The 19,930-nt window shown below is 70.2% G+C and carries 17 protein-coding genes; 16 read left to right on the top strand and 1 reads right to left on the bottom strand.

Features of this window, described 5'->3' with window-relative positions:
- Nucleotides 1–31: 31 nt before the first annotated feature.
- From FU260_RS19855 to FU260_RS19840, 4 genes are all read left to right on the top strand, one after another.
- Nucleotides 32–994 carry a helix-turn-helix transcriptional regulator gene (locus FU260_RS19855; RefSeq protein ID WP_147918618.1) on the top strand — a complete coding sequence of 321 codons (963 nt, stop codon included), beginning with the start codon at nt 32–34 and terminating at the stop codon, nt 992–994.
- Between the two features lie 69 nt (nt 995–1,063).
- Nucleotides 1,064–2,011: an o-succinylbenzoate synthase gene (locus FU260_RS19850; RefSeq protein WP_147918617.1), complete on the top strand. Its 948-nt coding sequence runs from the start codon at nt 1,064–1,066 to the stop codon at nt 2,009–2,011.
- Nucleotides 2,008–3,714, top strand: a complete 1,707-nt coding sequence (menD, locus tag FU260_RS19845; RefSeq protein WP_235912400.1) for a 2-succinyl-5-enolpyruvyl-6-hydroxy-3-cyclohexene-1-carboxylic-acid synthase — start codon at nt 2,008–2,010, stop codon at nt 3,712–3,714. Before FU260_RS19850 ends, menD begins: the two co-directional genes overlap by 4 nt.
- Nucleotides 3,715–3,834: 120 nt before the next feature.
- Entirely contained in the window at nt 3,835–5,397 is a 1,563-nt protein-coding gene (locus tag FU260_RS19840) for a S1C family serine protease (RefSeq protein ID WP_147918616.1), read from the top strand.
- Nucleotides 5,398–5,515: 118 nt separating this feature from the next.
- Here the strand turns inward: FU260_RS19840 and FU260_RS19835 are convergent, their stop codons facing one another.
- Nucleotides 5,516–6,814 carry an isochorismate synthase gene (locus FU260_RS19835; protein ID WP_147918615.1) on the bottom strand — a complete coding sequence of 433 codons (1,299 nt, stop codon included), beginning with the start codon at nt 6,812–6,814 and terminating at the stop codon, nt 5,516–5,518.
- 328 nt (nt 6,815–7,142) lie between these two features.
- Between FU260_RS19835 and FU260_RS19830 the strand changes: the two genes are divergently transcribed.
- The 12 genes from FU260_RS19830 to nuoK all read left to right on the top strand — a co-directional run bounded on the left by FU260_RS19830 (nt 7,143) and on the right by nuoK (nt 19,918).
- Nucleotides 7,143–8,456, top strand: a complete 1,314-nt coding sequence (locus FU260_RS19830) for a geranylgeranyl reductase family protein (protein ID WP_235912399.1) — start codon at nt 7,143–7,145, stop codon at nt 8,454–8,456.
- A gap of 76 nt (nt 8,457–8,532) precedes the next feature.
- Nucleotides 8,533–8,895 (top strand): NADH-quinone oxidoreductase subunit A, encoded by a 363-nt coding sequence (locus FU260_RS19825; protein ID WP_147918614.1) that lies wholly within the window; start codon nt 8,533–8,535, stop codon nt 8,893–8,895.
- A 14-nt stretch (nt 8,896–8,909) separates the two neighbouring features.
- Nucleotides 8,910–9,467 (top strand): NADH-quinone oxidoreductase subunit B, encoded by a 558-nt coding sequence (locus tag FU260_RS19820; RefSeq protein WP_147918613.1) that lies wholly within the window; start codon nt 8,910–8,912, stop codon nt 9,465–9,467.
- Nucleotides 9,464–10,201 carry an NADH-quinone oxidoreductase subunit C gene (locus FU260_RS19815; protein WP_210418131.1) on the top strand — a complete coding sequence of 246 codons (738 nt, stop codon included), beginning with the start codon at nt 9,464–9,466 and terminating at the stop codon, nt 10,199–10,201. The genes FU260_RS19820 and FU260_RS19815 overlap by 4 nt, the downstream gene beginning before the upstream one ends.
- On the top strand, nt 10,201–11,559 hold the full coding sequence (locus FU260_RS19810; RefSeq protein WP_147918612.1) for an NADH-quinone oxidoreductase subunit D: 1,359 nt from the start codon (nt 10,201–10,203) through the stop codon (nt 11,557–11,559). The genes FU260_RS19815 and FU260_RS19810 overlap by 1 nt, the downstream gene beginning before the upstream one ends.
- Nucleotides 11,559–12,419 (top strand): NADH-quinone oxidoreductase subunit NuoE, encoded by an 861-nt coding sequence (nuoE, locus tag FU260_RS19805; RefSeq protein ID WP_147918611.1) that lies wholly within the window; start codon nt 11,559–11,561, stop codon nt 12,417–12,419. Before FU260_RS19810 ends, nuoE begins: the two co-directional genes overlap by 1 nt.
- Nucleotides 12,416–13,717, top strand: a complete 1,302-nt coding sequence (nuoF, locus tag FU260_RS19800) for an NADH-quinone oxidoreductase subunit NuoF (protein WP_147918610.1) — start codon at nt 12,416–12,418, stop codon at nt 13,715–13,717. The genes nuoE and nuoF overlap by 4 nt, the downstream gene beginning before the upstream one ends.
- Nucleotides 13,714–16,329 (top strand): NADH-quinone oxidoreductase subunit G, encoded by a 2,616-nt coding sequence (locus FU260_RS19795; RefSeq protein WP_147918609.1) that lies wholly within the window; start codon nt 13,714–13,716, stop codon nt 16,327–16,329. The genes nuoF and FU260_RS19795 overlap by 4 nt, the downstream gene beginning before the upstream one ends.
- A complete protein-coding gene (gene nuoH, locus FU260_RS19790) occupies nt 16,329–17,852 on the top strand; it encodes an NADH-quinone oxidoreductase subunit NuoH (RefSeq protein ID WP_147918608.1) in 1,524 nt (507 codons plus the stop codon). The genes FU260_RS19795 and nuoH overlap by 1 nt, the downstream gene beginning before the upstream one ends.
- Complete coding sequence (gene nuoI, locus FU260_RS19785; protein ID WP_147918607.1) at nt 17,845–18,582, top strand: NADH-quinone oxidoreductase subunit NuoI; 738 nt, start codon at nt 17,845–17,847, stop codon at nt 18,580–18,582. The genes nuoH and nuoI overlap by 8 nt, the downstream gene beginning before the upstream one ends.
- Nucleotides 18,579–19,622 carry an NADH-quinone oxidoreductase subunit J gene (locus FU260_RS19780; RefSeq protein ID WP_147918606.1) on the top strand — a complete coding sequence of 348 codons (1,044 nt, stop codon included), beginning with the start codon at nt 18,579–18,581 and terminating at the stop codon, nt 19,620–19,622. Before nuoI ends, FU260_RS19780 begins: the two co-directional genes overlap by 4 nt.
- Nucleotides 19,619–19,918, top strand: a complete 300-nt coding sequence (gene nuoK, locus FU260_RS19775; protein WP_147918605.1) for an NADH-quinone oxidoreductase subunit NuoK — start codon at nt 19,619–19,621, stop codon at nt 19,916–19,918. Before FU260_RS19780 ends, nuoK begins: the two co-directional genes overlap by 4 nt.
- Nucleotides 19,919–19,930 lie beyond the last annotated feature (12 nt).

Genomic DNA, 19,930 nt, shown 5'->3' with positions numbered 1-19,930 from the left:
TCCCGTCCTAGACGTTCGCTACGCTGACCAGGTGATGTCCTCCACGGCCCGCCTGCTGCAACTGCTCTCGCTGCTGCAGCTGCGACGCGAGTGGACCGGCGCCGGACTCGCCGAGCGGATGGGTGTCACCGACCGGACCGTGCGCCGTGACATCGACAAGCTCCGCGAGCTCGGCTACCCGATCCAGGCCAGCGCCGGGATGGCCGGCGGCTACCGGTTGGGTGCCGGCGCCCAACTCCCGCCGTTGCTGCTGGAGAACGACGAAGCGCTTGCGGTTGCCCTCGGTCTCGCCGCCGTCGCCGCCAGTCCGGTGGCCGGAGTGGCCGAGGCCTCGGTGCGAGCCCTGACCAAGCTGGAACAGGTGCTGCCCGCCCGGCTGCGCAACCGGTTCGCCACGCTGAAAGCCGCCGTCACCAGGATCGGCAGGCCCTCGGACGCCGTCGACCCACAGCACCTCACTGAGATCTCTGCCGCGATCGCGTCCCGGCGCCAACTCTCCTTCGAGTACGCGCGGGCCGACGGCCAGCGGATCCGCCGGGTGGTGGAGCCCTACCATCTCGTCGACTCCGGTCAACGGTGGTATCTGGTCGCCTGGGACACCCGGCGCGGAGATTGGCGGACGTTCCGGGCAGATCGAATCCGTACCCACCCGTCCCAGCGGGCCCGGTTCACACCACGCGACCTGCCCGCCGGTGACGTGGCCGCCTATGTGCAGGAAGCGATCAGCCGGTCGCCGTACCGCTATGACGTGAGCGTCCGGCTGCACGGACCGGTCTCCGACTTCGCGTCCCGGGTGGGCCTCAGCGCCGGGCAGCTGTTCCCCGACGGCGATCAGCACAGCCTGCTCCGGGCGGGCTGGGACAACGCGGACGAGTTCCTCGGCTGGCTGTTCTCCCTCGATGTGGATTTCGAGCTGCTCGGCCCACCGGAGTTCATCGACCGGTGCCGGCAGCTGTCGGCGCGCTTGGCCCGGACGGTGGATGGTGCCCAGTGACGGATATACGGCAGGCCGTGCCAGATAAGGCACACGCTGCCGTCTATCCGTCAGTTCTATCCTGAGGCGGTGCACACCCACTGCTACTCGATACCGCTGCACACCCGGTTCCGCGGCCTGACCCTCCGAGACGGCCTGCTGATCCGGGGCGATGCCGGCTGGGGCGAGTTCTCCCCGTTCTGGGACTACGACGCGCCCACCTCCCGGCCCTGGTGGAACGCCGCCCGGGAGGCCGCCGACCAAGGGTTTCCTGCACCGCTGCGCACCCGGATCCCGGTCAACGTCACCGTTCCGGCCACTACCAGCGAGCGTGCCCACGAGATCGTCGCCGGCTCCGGCGGCTGCACCACCGCCAAGGTCAAAGTTGCCGAACCGGGCCAGGACCTCGGCGCCGAGCAGGCCCGTCTGGAGGCGGTTCGGGACGCGCTCGGCCCCGGCGGGAAGATCCGCATCGACGCCAACGCTGCCTGGGACTACGACGAGGCCCGCCGCCGCCTGCCGATCCTGGACCGCGCTGCCGGCGGGCTGGAGTACGCCGAGCAGCCCTGCCGCGAGGTCGCCGACCTGGCTGCCCTGCGCCGCAGTACCGAGGTGCCGATCGCCGCGGACGAGTCCATCCGCCGCGCCGCCGACCCGTACGAGGTGGCCCGCGCGGAGGCTGCTGATGTGGTGGTGGTCAAGGTCCAGCCGCTCGGCGGGGTGCGCGCCGCGCTGCGGATCGCCGAAGACATCGGACTGCCTGTAGTGGTCTCCTCCGCGCTGGAGACCTCAGTGGGTATCGCCGCCGGCCTCGCGCTCGCGGCCGCGCTGCCCACGCTGGAGCATGCCTGCGGCCTGGCCACCGTCAACCTGTTCACCGACGACGTCACCGATCACCCGCTGCTCCCGGTCGATGGCGCCATCGACGTGCGGTCCGTCGAGCCCACCCCGGAACGCCTCGCCGCCACCGCTGCCGGCCCCGAGCTGACCACCCGCTGGGCGAATCGGCTGCGCACCGTGGCAGGATCACTGCCGTGAGCCAGCAGCACGTGAACCCGTCATCCGAGGACCCGTCCCGGACCGAGGAGAACCCCTCCACCCGCAGCGCCCGCGCCGTGGTCACCGCGCTGGTCGCCGCCGGGGTGCGGGACGTGGTCCTCGCCCCAGGCTCGCGCAGCGCCCCGCTGGCCTACGCCCTCGCCGCTGCAGCCGGTGCCGACTGGCTCCGTGTGCACGTGCGGGTGGACGAACGCAGCGCCGGTTTCGTGGCCCTCGGTCTGGCCCACGAAGGACCCACGGCCGTGGTCACCACCTCCGGCACCGCTGTGGCCAACCTGCACCCCGCCGTCCTGGAGGCTGCGCATGCGCACCTGCCCCTGATCGTGGTGAGCGCGGACCGCCCGCACGAGCTGCGCGGCGTCGGCGCCAACCAGACGACCGATCAGGTGAAGATCTTCGGCTCCGCCGTCCGCGGCTACTGGGAGCTGCCCGCGGACCGCGGTGAGGTGGGCGCCCTGGTGAGCTCCGCCGTCGTGCGGGCCGTGACCGCGGCCACGGGGGTGCGCACCCGGAACGCTGGACCGGTGCAGCTGAACATCGCCTTCGCCGATCCGCTCGTTCCCGACGGCGAGTGGTCGCCCGGCGTTCGGCCGGCACCCGGGCTGCAGGTCCGGCCGTCCCGGCCGGCCGACGCGGTAGAGCTGCCCCGCGGGCCGCGCACCGTGGTGGTGGCCGGCGACGGCGCACCCTCCGGGATCAGTGCACTCACCGAGCGCTGGGGCTGGCCGGTGCTGGCCGAGCCGAGCTCGGGGGTGCGCACCAGCTCGTTCGCCCTGCCCGCCGGGCGAGTGCTGCTCGGTATCGAGGAGCTCAGCGCACCGATCGAGCGAGTCGTGGTGCTCGGCCGGCCGACGCTCAGCCGCAGCGTGACCCGGCTGCTCGCCCGTACCGATGTGCAGGTCGTGGTCGTGTCCGGCCATGCGGACTGGGCGGACGTCGCCGGCACCGCCGCTGTGGTCTGCGACCAGATCTCGGTGCCCGGCGAGCCCTCGGCGCAGGAGCAGCTCTGGTGGCTGCGCTGGGCGAAGGCTGCCTCCGGCGCGGACACCGTGCTGAACTCCGCGCGGGGGTTGGACGGGGCTGCGGTGGCGAACCTGCTCCTCGGCACTGCGGAGTCCACTGTGGTGCTCGGCTCCTCGATGGCGGTGCGGCACGCGGACCTGACGGGTGCCGCCGGTGCGGACCTCGCGCCCGAGCTGGTGGTGGCCAATCGCGGGCTCGCCGGGATCGACGGCACCCTGTCCACGGCCACCGGGCTCGCGCTGGCCGGACGGCAGGTGCGGGCGCTGGTCGGTGACCTGACCTTCGCCCACGATGTGGGTGGGCTGGCCCGGGGCCGGTTGGAGCCCGAGGTGGATCTGCAGGTGATCGTGCTGGACGACGGCGGTGGCACCATCTTCGCCACGTTGGAGCACGGCCGCCAGGAGCACCAGGCGGTGTTCGAGCGCTACTTCGCCACTCCGCAGTACCTGGACATCGCCGCCCTGGCCGCCGGGTTCGGTGCCCGGCACGCGCTGATCCGCGGTACCCAAGGGCTGAGCGATCTGGCCCGGGAGCTCGCCGCACCGGTGCGGGGGCGCTCCGTGCTGCAGGTGCAACTGGACCCGCAGGCCGAGCGCGCGCGGGCCGTGGACCTCAGTGGGCAGGTCGAAGTCGCAGCACGCGCTGCACTCGTCGGCTGAGCATTGTGCTGGTCAAACGTTCTGTTGATCGCTGAGCATTCTCAGGAACTTCTCAGCCGGAGCCAAGCCTGCGGGCAGGTCGGCGCTGTTCTATAGATCCATCACTACTTGGAGGATCCGATGACCAGCAACGACCCACAGCAACAGCCCGGGCAAGCGCCCACCTACTCCTGGACGTCTCCCGGGTCCTTCTCCACTGCACCGATCGCCGGCCCGCACGCCGGTGCGGACGCGGACACCAGCGGAGCCCCGGCCGACGCCCCCGTGACTGGCCAGCCCGGCGCCACGGGCCAGGCCCCGGTGGGCTACGGCCCGAGCGGCTCCGGCTACTCCGGTGCCGAGCAGAGCGGCCCGAGCCCGAGCGTGCCCGTGCAGCCCACCTCCGGCTACGGCGCCCCTCACTACGGCGCAGCCAGCCACGGCGCCCCCCACTATGGCGCCGCCGAGCAGATACCGAGCTACGGGGCAGCCAGCGCGACGACCACTGGCGTCGCCGGCCCTTCCGGCCCCGGTCAGACCCCGCCCCCTTCCGGCCCCGGTCAGACCCCGCCGCAGCATCCGGCCCCCGGCGCTGGCAACGGCAAGCAGCGCAAGGGCGGCGGTAAGCAGTGGCTCCTGGTCGGCACGGCGGCTGTCCTCGCCGCGGCGCTGGCCAGCGGCGGTACCGCGCTGGTGCTGCAGGATCAGCCCGGCTCCAGCGAGGCCCTGGTCCAGGTGCCCTCGACCAGCACCAATGTGGCCAGCAACTCCGACGGCAGCCCGGACTGGCAGTCCGTCGCCACGGCGGTGCGGCCGTCCGTGGTGGCCATCAGTGTGGCCACCCAGCAGGGCGAGGGCGCCGGCTCTGGGGTGATCATCGACGCCGAGAACGGGTACGTCCTCACCAACAACCACGTGGTCGACGGCGCAGAGCAGATCGCCGTCACGCTCGCCGACGGCCGGATGTTCCAGGCACAGTCGGTCGGTACCGACCCGGCCACGGACCTGGCGGTGCTGCAACTGACCGACCCGCCGGACGATCTGACCGCCGCCACCCTGGGCACCTCGGACAGCCTCGAGGTCGGCCAGTCGGTGATGGCTGTGGGGAACCCGCTCGGCCTGGACTCCACGGTGACCACCGGCATCATCTCCGCTCTGGACCGGCCGGTGGGTGCCACTGACCAGTTCAGCCGGGAGCAGGTGGTCACGAACGCGATCCAGATCGATGCCGCGATCAACCCGGGCAACTCCGGCGGCCCGCTCTTCGACAGCGCCGGGCACGTCATCGGCATCACCTCCTCGATCGCCACCGACGGCCAGTCCAACGGCAGCATCGGGCTCGGCTTCGCGATCCCGGTCGACCTGGTCACCACGATCGCCGACCAGCTGATCGAGAACGGCTCCGCCGAGCATGCCTACCTGGGCGTCTCGCTGACCAACGGCACCGCGAAGGCGGACGGCGCCACCCGCGCCGGTGCCGAAGTGCACGAGGTGGTGGACGGCACCCCGGCTGCTCAGGCCGGACTGCAGCCCGGTGACGTGATCGTCAAGATCGACGACGACACCGTCGGTGGTGCGGAGTCCCTCACCGGGTATGTGCGCACCTACTCCTCCGGTGACGAGGTCACCCTGACCGTGGTGCGGGAAGGTGCCGAGCAGGAGATCACCGCGACGCTCGCCACCCGCGAGGACGTCGCCTCCTGACGCACTCGCGTCGTCCGCCCGACCTGGCGTTCGTCGGAACCCGCTTGGCGCATCGGAACCCGCTTGTACCCGGGATCCGATGCGCCACGCGGGTTCGAACGCGAAGCAGAGCCCGCGTCTAGCGGTCCAGGGCGGCGTGCATCGGGGCGAGCTTGGCCTCGGACTCGGCCAGCTCGTCCGCCGGGTCGGAGGCGGCCACGATCCCGCAGCCGGCGAACAGCCGCAGTCCGGTGTTCGCCTCGTCCACCTGCGCCGAGCGCAGCGCGATGCCCCACTCGCCGTCGCCGTCCGCGCCGAGCCAGCCCACCGGGCCGGCATAGCGGCCCCGGTCCATACCTTCGCGCTCGGCGATCACCTCGGCCGCCACCAGTGTCGGCGTACCGCACACGGCAGCGGTGGGGTGTAGCTCGGCGGCCACCTGGAGCGAGGACATGTCCGCGTGCTCGGTGGCCAGCACGGCAGTGACGTCGGTGGCCAGGTGCATCACGTTCGGCAGGTGCAGCACGAACGGGGCATCCGGGGCGTTCGTGCTCGCGGCGTACGGCGAGAGGGATGCGGTCAGGGAGTCCACCGCGAACTCGTGCTCTTCCAGGTCCTTCGAGGACCGGGCCAGCGAGGCGGCGCGTGCCAGATCGGCCTCATCGTCGCCGGTGCGCTGGATTGTGCCGGCCAGGACTCGAGAAGAGATCAGACCGCGCTCGCGGCGCACCAGCAGCTCCGGGGTCGCCCCCACCAGAGCGTCGACGGCGAAGGTCCAGCAGGAGGGGTAGTCGCCCGCGAGGTTCTTCAGCAGGCGCCGGACATCGACCGGGGCCGCGGTCCGGGCGTGCACGTCCCGGGCCATCACCACTTTGGCCACCGCCCCGGTGCGGATCAGGTCCACCACGCTGGCGACGGCGTCCCGCCAGTCGTCACCATCGCGGGCCCCCGCCATGTACTCCACCGTGGTCGGCGGCAGCACGGGCCGCTGCCCGGTGCGCAGCGACTTGGGTGCGGGCATCGGCGCCAGCTCAGCAACTGAGGAGATCGTGGTCACCCAGGTGTGCTCACCGCGGCGGCCGACCACCACTTCGGGCACCACCAGAGACCCACCAGCAGGGGAGTCGGCCGCGAACGCGAACGAGCCGAACGCCACCGGTCCGGTCCCCGGCGCCCGCACCTCGTCCCGGACCACCATCCGGCCGGCAAGTTCACGCCAGCGCGCGTCGGCCTCGGCGAACCGCTCCGCGCCCGAGGTGTCGATCCTGGCGGCTTCGCCCCAGCCGATGATCCCTTCGCCACGGCGCACCCACGCCATCGCCGCATGCGGGTCGGGTTCCGGTAGCAGGTCGAGCAGATCGCCGAGCGCGTGCGCGGGGACGGCTACTGTCCGCGCGAGCAAGGTCGGCGGGATCGGCGCGGTGGCAGCGTCAGTCATCACCGGTAAGGATATGACGCCGGCGCCCACTGCACGCTCCAACGGACGTGATGCCGCACACGTCCACCCCACCCCCCAGGTCGTCATGTCAGGGGTGCGCCATAGCGCACGGCTGACAGGACGACCCGTGCAGGTCAATTAGGGTACGCGGGAGTCGCAAAAAAGCGGCGGAATCGCGCGGGATACCCGGCCCGCCTCTGGTCTTCTCTGCTGCGATCTACAGGTAGCCTAGGCACCGAGGACCGACCCGCGACGGCAGGTTCGACGCTTCGGCGCGAGCACTGCCGCCCCTTGGTGTGGGCGGTCGGAGAGAGACTGAGGACGAGACGTGGAACGGGTGGGAAGCGTGCGCAGCAGCCACGATGACGCAGATGTCATCGTCGTCGGCGCAGGCCCCGCGGGTTCCGCTGCCGCGCACTATCTGGCCACTGCCGGCCTGGATGTGCTGCTGCTGGAGAAGGCGACCTTCCCGCGGGACAAGATCTGCGGTGACGGGCTCACCCCACGGGCAGTGGCCGAGCTGGTCCGGATGGGGGTGCCCACCCGCACCGAGGACGGCTGGATCCGCAACCGCGGCCTGCGGGTGGTCGGTGGCGGAAACACCTTCCATCTGCCCTGGCCGCAGATCGAGCGCTACCCCGACTACGGGCTGGCCCGCGCCCGCGGCGAGCTGGACGAGCTGCTCGCCCACCACGCACGGAGCTCCGGGGCGAAACTGCGCGAAGGCGTCTCGGTGACTTCTCCGGTGCTGCACGAGCGCACCGGCCGGGTGATCGGCGTCAACGCCCGCGCGGTCAGCGCGAGCGGGCGGCGCATCGACGCCGAGCCGATGACCTTCCACGCCCCCGTGGTGATCGACGCCGGTGGCGTCGTCGCCCGGATGGCCACCTCGCTCGGCTTGGCCAAGCGGGATGACCGGCCGATGGGCGTGGCGGTGCGCACCTACTTCCGCACCCCGCGGCACGCCGACGAGTGGATGGAGTCCCACCTCGAGCTCTGGTCCGGTGAGCCCGGGAAGTCCGAGCTGCTGCCCGGTTACGGCTGGATCTTCGCCCTCGGCGACGGCCGCGCCAACGTGGGCCTCGGCTCGGTCAGCTCCACGGCCAAGGCCACGCAGCTGGACTACAAGCGCCTGTTCGCCGCCTGGATGCGCAATGCGCCCGCCGAGTGGGAGTTCACTCCGGAGAACCAGGAGGGTCCGGTGCGCGGCGCGGCGCTGCCGATGGCGTTCAACCGTGGCCCGATGTACACCCGCGGTCTGCTGCTGGTGGGCGACTCGGGGGGAATGGTCTCCCCGTTCAACGGTGAGGGCATCGCGTACGGCCTGCAGGCCGGCCGGATCGCCGCGGATGTGATCGCCCAGGCGTTCGCCCGGACCTCCGCTGTGGCCCGGGAGCGGACCCTGACGACCTACCCGGAGCGGATGCGCGCCGATCTCGGTGGCTACTTCACCCTCGGTCGCCACTTCGTGAAGCTGATCGAGAATCCCGAGGTGATGCGGCTGTGCACCAAGTACGGGCTACCCCGGCCGCAGCTGATGAAGTTCGTGCTCAAGCTGCTCTCCGACTCCTACGACACCCGCGGCGGCGACCTGACCGACCGGGTGATCACCACCCTGACCCGAATCGCGCCCGCCGCATGAGGCCCACTGACGTCCGGCTCAGCGCCGCAGGCGAATCCAGCACCGACAGCACCCGCAGTGTTCGGAGGAACGACCGATGACCAACCCGTATGTGCCACTGCTGATCATGGGTGGGTTCGCTCTGCTGCTGGGCCTGGGCGGGCTGGTGGCGAGCACCGCGATCGGTCCGCAGCGCTACAACAAGATCAAGGTGGACGCCTACGAGTGCGGGATCCAGCCCTCACCGCACGCGAGTGGCTCCGGCAAGTTCCCGGTGAAGTACTACCTGGTGGCGATGACGTTCATCATCTTCGATATCGAAGTGGTGTTCCTCTACCCCTGGGCGGTGGCGTTCTCCGAGCTCGCCGTGTTCGGGCTGATCGCGATGATCACCTTCCTCGTGCTGATCACGGTGCCATTCGTTTACGAATGGCGCCGCGGCGGCCTGGACTGGAACTGAGAAGGGAGACCGAGATGGGACTCGAGGACAAGATGCCCGCCGGCTACATGCTGGGCAAGCTGGAGGACCTGGTCGGATGGGTCCGGTCCTCCTCGATGTGGCCGGTCACCATGGGACTGGCCTGCTGCGCGATCGAGATGATGGCGGCCGGCACCTCCCGGTTCGACATCTCCCGGTTCGGGATGGAGGTGTTCCGCGCCTCCCCGCGCCAAGCCGACCTGATGATCGTCTCTGGGCGGCTCAGCCACAAGATGGCACCGGTGATCCGCACCGTCTACGACCAGATGTCGGACCCGAAGTGGGTCATCTCGATGGGTGTGTGCGCCTCCTCCGGCGGCATGTTCAACAACTACGCGATCGTGCAGGGGGTGGACCACGTGCTGCCGGTGGACATCTACCTGCCCGGCTGCCCGCCCCGCCCGGAGATGCTGATCAACGCCATCCTCGAGCTGCATGAGCAGGTGGTGAAGCAGACACCGCTGGCCAGCAACCGGGACGAGGTGCGCCGCAAGGTGGAGGCCGCTGCCCTGGAAGCCACTCCGACGCACCAGATGAAGGGACTGCTGGCGTGACGTCGAACGACGAGAACCTGCCGGCGGAGCAGTCCGAGGCCTCCCAGGAGGTCGCCCCCGCCGGGCGCGCACCGCTGGATGTGGTCTCCGTGCGCTCGGGCATGTTCGGCGTGGAGGGCAGCGGTGACACCTCCGGCTACGGTGGTCTGGAACGGATCGTGTCCATGCCGGGGGCGAGCCCACGCCCGTACGGCAGCTACTTCGACGAGATCGTCGATGTGCTCACCGAGGTCCTCGGCGAGGCCGGGGTGGACTTCGACGACGCCGTGGAGAAGGTGGTCGTCGACCGCGGCGAGCTGACCCTGTACGTGCTCCGCGAGCACCTGCAGCTGGTGGCCCGCTCGGTCCGAGACGACCAGGATCTGCGGTTCGAGCTGTGCCTGGGGGTGAACGGCGTGCACTACCTGGAGGACGTCGGCCGTGAGCTGCACGCCGTCTACCCGCTGTACTCGGTGACGCATAACCGCAACCTGCGCCTGGAGGTCACAGCGCCGGACGCGGACCCGCACATCCCGAGCGTGATCGACATCTACCCCGCCAACGACTGGCACGAGCGAGAGACCTGGGACTTCTTCGGCATCATCTTCGACGGCCACCCCTCGCTGGCCCGGATCGAGATGCCTGACGACTGGCCGGGACACCCCCAGCGCAAGGACTACCCGCTGGGCGGGATCCCGGTGGAGTACAAGGGCGCAACCATCCCCGCGCCCGATGAGCGGAGGGCCTACAACTGATGGCTGCACCCACCACTGGACCCAGCGCCACCGCACCGGTCGGCGATACCGGCGGCGCCCGGGAGTACGTGGCCACCGGCGGCGACTGGGACGAGATCAGCAGCGATGCGCAGGCGCACGCTGACGAACGCATCGTCATCAACATGGGCCCCCAGCACCCCTCCACGCACGGGGTGCTGCGCCTGGTCCTGGAGATCGACGGCGAGACCGTCACCGAGGCGCGGGGCGGGATCGGCTTCCTGCACACCGGCATCGAGAAGAACATGGAGTACCGCACCTGGACCCAGGGCGTGACGTTCTGCACCCGGATGGACTACGTCGCCCCGCTGTTCCAGGAGACCGCGTACTGCCTGGCCACGGAGAAGCTGCTCGGCATCACCGAGGACGTGCCGGAGCGGGCCACCCTGATCCGGGTGCTGATGATGGAGCTGAACCGGATCGCCTCGCACCTGATCTGTATCGGGACCGGTGGTAACGAGCTCGGTGCCACCACGGTGATGACGATCGGTTTCAACGGTCGCGAGGAGATCCTGCGGATCTTCGAGGCGGTCACCGGGCTGCGGATGAACCACGCCTATATCCGCCCCGGCGGCGTCGCCCAGGACCTGCCGGCCGGCGGCACCCAGATGGTCCGGGAGAAGATTCCGGAGATTCGGCGCCGGATCGCCCAGCTCGAGCAGATCCTGCTGAAGAACCCGATCTTCCTCGGCCGGCTCCAGGGCATCGGCTACCTGCCGCTGGCCGGGGCGATGGCCCTCGGTGCCGCCGGACCGATCCTGCGCTCGGCGGGACTGCCGTTCGACCTGCGCCGGGCGCAGCCGTACTGCGGTTACGAGAACTACGACTTCGAGGTCCCTACCGAGACCAGTGCCGACGCCTACGGCCGGATCGTGATCCGGTTCAAGGAGATGCGCGAGTCGCTGAAGATCGTCCAGCAGGTGCTCGACCGGCTGGAGGCGCAGGACCGCAAGGGCAAGCAGCCGGTGATGGTCGAGGACAAGCGCATCGCCTGGCCGGCGCAGCTGTCCGTCGGCAGCGATGGGCAGGGCAACTCCCTGGAGCACATCCGCAAGATCATGGGCACCTCGATGGAGGCGCTGATCCACCACTTCAAGCTGGTCACCGAAGGCTTCAAGGTGCCCGCCGGGCAGGTGTTCCAGCAGGTGGAGCACCCGAAGGGCCCGCTGGGTGTGCACCTGGTCTCCGCCGGAGGCACCCGACCCTACCGGGCGCACTTCCGCGACCCGTCGTTCAACAACCTGCAGGCCCTGGGCATGATGTGCGAGGGCGGCACCATCGCAGATGTGGTGGTCGCTGTGGCCTCGATCGACCCCGTGATGGGAGGGGTGGACCGCTGATGGTCAACACCGAGAGCAGACCCGGTAATCCGGTGCATGACGCCCGCGCCGCCCGGCACGCCTACTCCGGCGACGTGGCCACCAGGTTGCACGCCGACGCCGCGCTGATCCTCGCGAAGTACCCGGAGGCTCGCTCCGCACTGCTGCCGCTGCTGCACCTGGTCCAGTCCGAGGACGGGTACGTCAGCCCCGCCGGGATCGCGTTCTGCGCCGACGTGCTGGACCTGTCCCGCGCCTCCGTGTCCGCGGTGGCCACCTTCTACAGCCAGTACAAGCGCCACCCCAACGGCACCTACACCGTCGGCGTGTGCACGAACACGCTCTGTGCCGTGATGGGTGGTGACGCGATCTTCGACCGGCTCGCCGACCGGCTCGGCGTCGGCCACGACGAGACCACCGAGGACGGCACGATCACGCTGGAGCGGCTGGAGTGCAACGCCGCCTGCGACTACGCCCCAGTGATGATGATCAACTGGGAGTTCTTCGACAACCAGACCCCTGCCTCGGCCGTGGCCACTGTGGAGAAGCTCCTCGCCGGCGAACCGGTGCGACCCACCCGCGGCGCGGAGAGCGTGGCGACCTTCAAGGAGGTCTCCCGGGTGCTCGCCGGGTTCGACGACGGCCGCGCGGACGAGGGCATGGGCGCAGGTCCAGCCACGCTGGTCGGCCTGGAGCTGGCGCGGAAGAACGACTGGCACGCCCCCGTGTCCGACGATGAGCCCGCACCCGAACCAGAAGCCGGGACCGAACCGGTCGGGGACACCGGATCCAGTGCGGAACGTCAGCCGCACGCTCCAGCCGACACCTCGCCGTCGGGCCCGACCGCCGGCAACGACTCCGACGGGGAGGGAAGGGCATGACCACGCTGACCCCCATCCTCAGCGACCTGTGGGACACCCCGCGGTCCTGGACGCTGTCCGCCTACGAGGACGCCAAGGGCTATCAAGGGTTGCGCACGGCGCTGAAGACCGATCCCGGTGACCTGGTCACCATGGTCAAGGACTCCGGTCTGCGCGGGCGCGGCGGTGCCGGGTTCCCCACCGGTCTGAAGTGGAGCTTCCTGCCGCCGTCCGACGGCGGCCCCCGGTACCTGGTGGTGAACGCGGACGAGTCCGAGCCGGGCACCTGCAAGGACATCCCGCTGATGCTGGCGAACCCACACGTGCTGCTCGAGGGCGTGATCATCACCTCGTTGGCGATCGGTTGCCACCACGCCTTCATCTACGTGCGCGGGGAGGTGGTGCACGTCTACCGCCGGCTGATCGCCGCCGTCGCCGAGGCGCGCGCCGCCGGTCTGGTCGGCACGGACATCCTCGGTTCCGGCTTCGACCTGGAGATCACCGTGCACGCCGGTGCCGGCGCCTACATCTGTGGTGAGGAGACGGCGCTGCTGGACTCGCTCGAAGGCCGGCGCGGCCAACCGCGGCTGAAGCCGCCGTTCCCGGCGGTGGCCGGACTGTACGCGCGCCCCACCGTGGTGAACAACGTGGAGTCGATCGCCTCGGTGCCACAGATCGTGCGTAACGGCCCGGAATGGTTCGCCGGCATGGGGACCGAACGCTCCAAGGGGCACGGCCTGTTCTCGCTGTCCGGACATGTGGCCAAGCCGGGACAGTACGAGGCTCCGCTCGGGATCACCTTCCGTGAGCTGCTGGACATGGCTGGCGGTATCCGCGACGGACACCGGCTGAAGTTCTGGACCCCGGGTGGGTCCTCCACCCCGATCCTCACCGACGAGCACATCGACGTCGTGCTCGACTACGAGGCCGTGGGTGCAGCCGGGTCGATGCTCGCCACCCGGGCGCTGCAGGTCTTCGACGAGACCACCTCGGTGGTCCGCTGCGTGTCCCGGTGGAACGACTTCTACCAGCACGAATCCTGCGGCAAGTGCACCCCGTGCCGCGAGGGCACCTACTGGATGAAGGAGATCCTGCACCGGCTGGAGGCCGGGCAGGGCTCGGAGTCCGACATCGACCTGCTGCTCGACGTGGCCGGCAACATCGAGGGCCGGTCGTTCTGCGCCCTGGGCGATGCCGCTGCTACCCCGGTGAAGAGCGGGATCGCGCACTTCCGGGAAGAGTTCGAGCAGGGGGTGCACACTCCCGCCTGGGAGCTGTTCCCCTATGAGGCCAACACCGTCTTCGGAGTCGCGTCATGACCGCCACGTCCAACCAGCAGGCCCCCGCCCCGGTGGAGGAGGTGACGCTGACCATCGATGGGGTCGAGGTGAGCGTGCCGAAGGGGACCCTGGTGATCCGCGCCGCCGAGCGCGCCGGGATCGAGATTCCCCGGTTCTGCGACCACCCGCTGCTCAAGCCCGCCGGTGCCTGCCGCCAGTGTCTGGTCGAGGTCTCTGCCCCACGCAACGGCGAGCTCACCCCGTTCCCCAAGCCGCAGACCGCCTGCACGTTGGAGGTCACCCCGGGGATGCAGGTGAGCACGCAGGACACCTCCCCGGTGGCGGAGAAGGCGCAGCGCGGCCAGATCGAGTTCCTGCTGGTCAACCACCCGCTGGACTGCCCGGTCTGTGACAAGGGCGGCGAGTGCCCACTGCAGAACCAGGCGCTCGACCACGGCTCGAACACTTCCCGGTTCACCGGCGTCAAGCGCACCTTCCCCAAGCCGATCAAGATCTCCTCGCAGGTCCTGCTCGACCGCGACCGGTGCATCCTGTGCCAACGCTGCACGCGTTTCCAGGACGAGATCGCCGGCGACCCGTTCATCGATCTGCAGGGCCGTGGCGGCGGCACCCCGGGCTACGAGGTGCACGGGCTGCACGCCCAGCAGATCGGCCGTTTCGACGAGGCGATCCTGGATTACGTCGGCGGCACAGAAGTCACTGACGACGACGTCGTCGGACCGGAGGGGACCCCCTCCGTGGTCTCGGCTACTGGGAGCAACGCCGGGACGGTCGGTCCGGCCGCTGTGGACGTCTCCGGGCGCCCGTTCGCGTCCTACTTCTCCGGGAACACCATCCAGATCTGCCCGGTCGGTGCGCTCACCTCGGCCGCCTACCGGTTCCGCTCACGCCCGTTCGACCTGGTCTCGGTGCCCTCGATCGCCGAGCACGACGCATGCGGGTCCGCGATCCGGATCGACTACCGGCGCGGCCAGGTGGTGCGCCGGCTCGCCGGCGAGGACCCGGCCGTGAACGAGGAGTGGATCACCGACAAGGACCGGTTCGCCTTCGCGTGGCAGAGCGCTCCGGATGTGCTCACCAGCCCGTTGGTGCGGGACGAGGAGACCGGCGAGCTGGTGCCGACCAGCTGGTCCGAGGCGATCCACCTGGCCGCCCAGCACCTCACCGGCGCCGCTGGCGTGGGCGTGCTGCCCGGCGGCCGGCTCCCGGTGGAGGATGCCTACGCCTGGTCCAAGTTCGCCCGGGTGGTGCTCGGCACCAACGATGTGGACTTCCGCGCCCGTGCGCACACTGCCGAGGAGGCGGACTTCCTCGCCCACCGGGTGGCGGGCTCCCGGATGGACGTCACCTTCGCCGACCTGGAGCGCAGCCCGCAGGTGCTGCTGGTGGGCCTGGAGCCCGAGGAGGAGGCCGGCTCCATCTTCCTGCGGCTGCGCAAGGGGGTGCTGGCCGGCCGGGTGAACGTGACCACCCTGGCCCCGCTGACCACCCGCGGCAGCACCAAGATGCGCGCCACGGTGGTGCCCACGGCGCCCGGTGCAGAGGCGGACGTGCTCTCCGCGCTGGCCACCGGCGGCGGAGAGCACACCGAGCTCGCCGAATCGCTGCGCACCGAGGGCGCCGTGATCCTGGCCGGGGAGCGCCTCGCCGGCGTTCCGGGCGGGTACACCGCGCTGCTGAAGCTGGCCGAGGCCACTGGTGCGCGGCTGGCCTGGGTGCCGCGCCGTGCCGGTGACCGTGGCGCCGTCGAGGTCGGCCTGCTGCCCGGGCTGCTGCCCGGGGGACGGCCGACGGCGCAGGCTCAGGCGCGGGTAGACGTCGCCGCTGCGTGGGGTGTGGAGGAGCTCCCGGCCACACCGGGGCGCGACCTCACCGAGATCCTCACCGCTGCCGCCGACGGCACGCTCGGTGCCCTCCTGGTCGGTGGGATCGACCTCGAGGACCTGCCGGAGCCCGAGCTGGCCGAGCGGGCGCTCGCCGCTGCTGGTGCCGTGGTGCAGCTCGAGGTGCGCCGTTCTGCGGTGACCGAGCATGCCGACGTGGTGCTGCCGGTGGCCCCACCGACCCACAAGTCCGGCACCTTCCTGAACTGGGAGAGCCGGCCCCGCCCGTTCGAGACCGTGTTCGAGAGCGCGCAGCTGTCCGACGCCAAGGTGCTGGACATGATCGCCCAGGCCACCGGGATCGAGTTGGGTACGTCCGCGGTGGCCGAGGTCCACACCGAGCTGGCCGAGTTCAGTGGCTGGGACGGGCCGCGGCACGACGCCCCGGCCGTGACCGCCGCGCCGGCGCACTCGCTCAGCGATGGGCAGGCAGTGCTGGCCACCTGGCGGCTGATGCTGGACTCCGGCCGCGGGCAGGACGGCGAGCCGCACCTGGCTGGTACCGCGCACCGCCCGGTGGCGATGGTCTCCGCCGGCACTGCGCAGGCCGCCGGTCTGCAGGCCGGCGGCGCCGTCGTGGTCAGCAGCGAGTCCGGCGGCCTCGAGCTGCCGGTGATCGTCACCGCCATGCCCGACGGCGTGGTGTGGGTGCCGCAGCATTCGGTCGGTAGCTCGGTCTATCGCACGCTAGGCGTCGGTGCTGGTGCTGTGGTGGCGCTGGCCCGGGCCGCTTCGGAGGTGCACTGATGAATCCGCCCGTGCTGGCCACTGAGGGGGGAGGAGCGGACTTCTCCGGCGACTCCCTCGGCCTGGTGGTGATCAAGGCTGCCGCCATCCTGATCTTCCTGCTGCTCTCGGTGCTGCTCGCGCTCTGGTTCGAGCGCCGGGTCATCGGACGATTCCAGGAGCGGCTGGGCCCGAACGTGCGCGGCCCGTTCGGTCTGGTGCAGTCCATCCCGGACGCCCTGAAGCTGCTGCTGAAGGAAGACATCACCGTCAAGGCTGCGGACAAGCTGATCTACAAGCTGGCACCGCTGATCTCGGTGTTCTGCGCCTTCATGATCTTCGCGATCATCCCGTTCGGACCCGCAGTGCAGATCCCGGGGACGGACATCATCACCCCGCTGCAGCTGACCGACCTGCCGGTGGCTGTGCTCTACATCCTGGCCATCACCGGCCTCGGCGTGTACGGCATCGTGCTCGGCGGCTGGTCCTCCGGGTCCGTGTACCCGCTGCTCGGCGCAGTGCGCTCCACAGCGCAGGTGATCTCCTACGAACTGTCGATGAGCCTGGCGCTGGTCTCGGTCCTGCTGGTCTCCGGATCGATGTCCACCTCGGAGATCGTGGACGCCCAGACCCAGATGTGGTGGTCGGTGGCGCTGTTGCCGGCGTTCGTGATCTACGTGATCTCGATGCTCGGCGAGACCAACCGACTGCCGTTCGACCTGCCCGAGGCCGAGGGGGAGCTGGTCGGCGGGTACTCCACCGAGTACTCCTCGATGAAGTTCGCCTGGTTCTACCTCGCCGAGTACATCAACATGCTGAACGCCTCGGCGATCGCCACCACCTTGTTCCTCGGCGGCTGGCGCGCACCGTGGCCGATCTCGGCGATCAACGACGGCATGTTCAACGAGGGCTGGTGGCCCGTGCTGTGGTTCATCATCAAGCTCTGGCTGGTGATGTTCTTCTTCGTCTGGGTCCGGGCCACTCTGCTCCGGTTCCGCTACGACCAGTTCATGCACCTGGGCTGGAAGATCCTCATCCCGGTGGCGCTGGCCTGGGTGGTGGGTGTCGGCGTGATCCAGGGTGTGCGCCAGTTCTCCGACATCAGCCTGCAGGCCTTGTTGTTCGCTCTGGCCGGGGTGCTGATCGTGTTCGCGGTGGTCCTGATGCTGCTGCCGGAGAAGAAGGACGCCGCAGCTGACGGTGCGGACGGTTCCGGCAGTGCCGGCCGGGGTGCCAAGGCGGGCGCGAAACCCGGCGGCAAGCCGGCGGGCGCGAAAGCCGGCAGCAAGGCCGGAGCCCGGCCGGCCACGACCGGTACCAAGCCGAGAGCCACATCCGGCGGTCAGGCTGGAACCACGACCAGTGGCAAGGGCGCAGCCGCAACTGCGAAGACCGCCGAGAAGACCGAGACCTTTGACGCCTTCGCCGACGGCTACCCGGTGCCCCCGTTGCCGGGGCAGTCGCTGCCGCCGTCCACACGGCGTGCGAAGGTGACCGCTCCCGCAGGAGCACCCGCGAGCGAGGAGGAGAAGAGCGATGGCTGAGAAGAAGGGCCGCAAGCCCGGTCGCTCGTCGTCACCGGCGCCGAGCAAGGGTTCGTCCCAGGAGGTCAGCGCCGCCGGTGACTTCGACGTCGACGGTGACCTGGACAAGAACGCCGTCCAGGAGTTCTTCGCCCCGGTCGCCGGGTTCGGCGTCACGATGGCGTCGTTGTTCTCCCCGGTGGTCACCGAGCAGTACCCGTTCGAGAAGAAGCCCACGGCGCCGCGCTACCACGGCCGGCACCAGCTGAACCGGTACGCCGACGGCCTGGAGAAGTGCATCGGCTGCGAGCTGTGCGCCTGGGCCTGCCCGGCGGACGCCATCTACGTGGAGGCCGGGAACAACACCGCCGGCGCCCAGTACTCCCCGGGTGAGCGGTACGGCATGGTGTACCAGATCAACTATCTGCGCTGCATCTTCTGCGGACTGTGCATCGAGGCCTGCCCCACCCGGGCGCTGACGATGACCAACGAGTACGAGCTGGCCGGGCAGACCCGCGCCGGAATGATCTTCGAGAAGGACGAGCTGCTGGCTCCGCTACGCTCGGGGATGCTCGCCGCACCACACCCGATGGTCGAAGGCAGCAATGACGACGACTACTACCGCAATGAGGTGGACGGTCCCACTCCGAGCCAGGTGGAGTGGGTACGCGAACGCCGCCCGGAGGACCCCACCCTGGAGGCAGCCGACGCGGCGGCCCGCGCCCGCGGCGACCAGGGAGGAGCCCGATGACCGAGCAGCTGGTGATCTCCACCGGTGAAGCCGTGCTGTTCTGGGTACTGGCCCCGCTGGCTGTGCTCGGAGCGCTCTCGCTGCTGTTCGCCCGGCGCCCGGTGCACATCGCGGTGAGCATCGCTGGGGTGATGGTGGCCCTGGCGATCCTGTACATCGCGCTGGAGGCACCGTTCCTGGGGGTGGCCCAGATCGTGGTCTACACCGGTGCGGTGATGATGCTGTTCCTGTTCGTGATCATGCTCGTGGGGGTGGACTCCACCGAGTCCCTCACCGAGACGCTCAGCGGGCAGCGGTGGGTCGCCGTGGTCGGGGGAGTGGGTCTGGTGGCCCTGCTGATCGCCGTGGTCACCCGCGCAGGGTTCGGTGCGCCGGTCGGCCTGAGTGCCGCGAACGCCGAGTCCAACCCGGCCGGGGTGGCCCGGATCATCTTCGGCGACTACATCTTCCCGTTCGAGCTGACCGCCGCCCTGCTGATCACTGCGGCGCTCGGCGCCCTGGTGCTGAGCCACCGCCGCCGCCTCGGCCCGAAGCGCGGGCAGCGCGAGGTGGTTGAGGCGAAGCTGGCCGCGTTCAAGTCCGGTGCGGGTGCCACCAGCGTGATCTCCGCACCCGGACCGGGTGTGTACGCGCGGACGAACTCGGCCGATATGCCCGCGATCGACGCCGGCGGCGGCGCACTGGACGCCTCGATCACCACGGTGCTGCGAGTGCGCGGCCAGGTGCTGCGGCAGTCGGAAGCCACGGTGCAGACCGCCCGGGCAGCTGAGATCGCCAGCGGGGTACCGGTCATCGATGCCGAGGAGCAGGACGTGCCGATCGACGCCGATGCCTCGGACCAGGTGACCGAGCGGAGCGAACCCGCCCAGGGGAGCGAACCCGCCCAGCGGAGCGAACCCGCCCAGGGGAGCGACGCGCCTGAGGGGAGCGACTCGCCCGAGGCGAGCGAACCGACCGAGGCGAGCTCCGCCGTCGACCGCTCTGCGGAGAGTCCACCGCCCGGTGACGCGGCCGAGACCCGCGAAGGAGACGAGCAGTGAGCCTGATCAACTACCTGGTGCTCTCCGGCATCCTGTTCAGCATCGGCACCGTGGCGGTCCTGGTGCGGCGCAACGCCCTGGTGGCGTTCATGGGTGTGGAGCTGATGCTGAACGCCGCCAACCTGACCCTGGTGACCTTCGCCCGGATGCACGGTGACCTGCACGGGCAGGTGCTCGCGTTCTTCGTCATGGTGGTGGCGGCCGCAGAGGTCGTGATCGGTCTGGCGATCATCGTGTCCATCTTCCGAACTCGCGGTTCGGCGTCGCTGGATGACGTCAACCTGCTGAAGAACTGACAGGGAGCCGGT

This window comes from Ruania zhangjianzhongii (assembly GCF_008000995.1).
Lineage (GTDB): Bacteria > Actinomycetota > Actinomycetes > Actinomycetales > Beutenbergiaceae > Ruania > Ruania zhangjianzhongii.
This window is presented reverse-complemented; position numbering and strand designations above follow the sequence as displayed.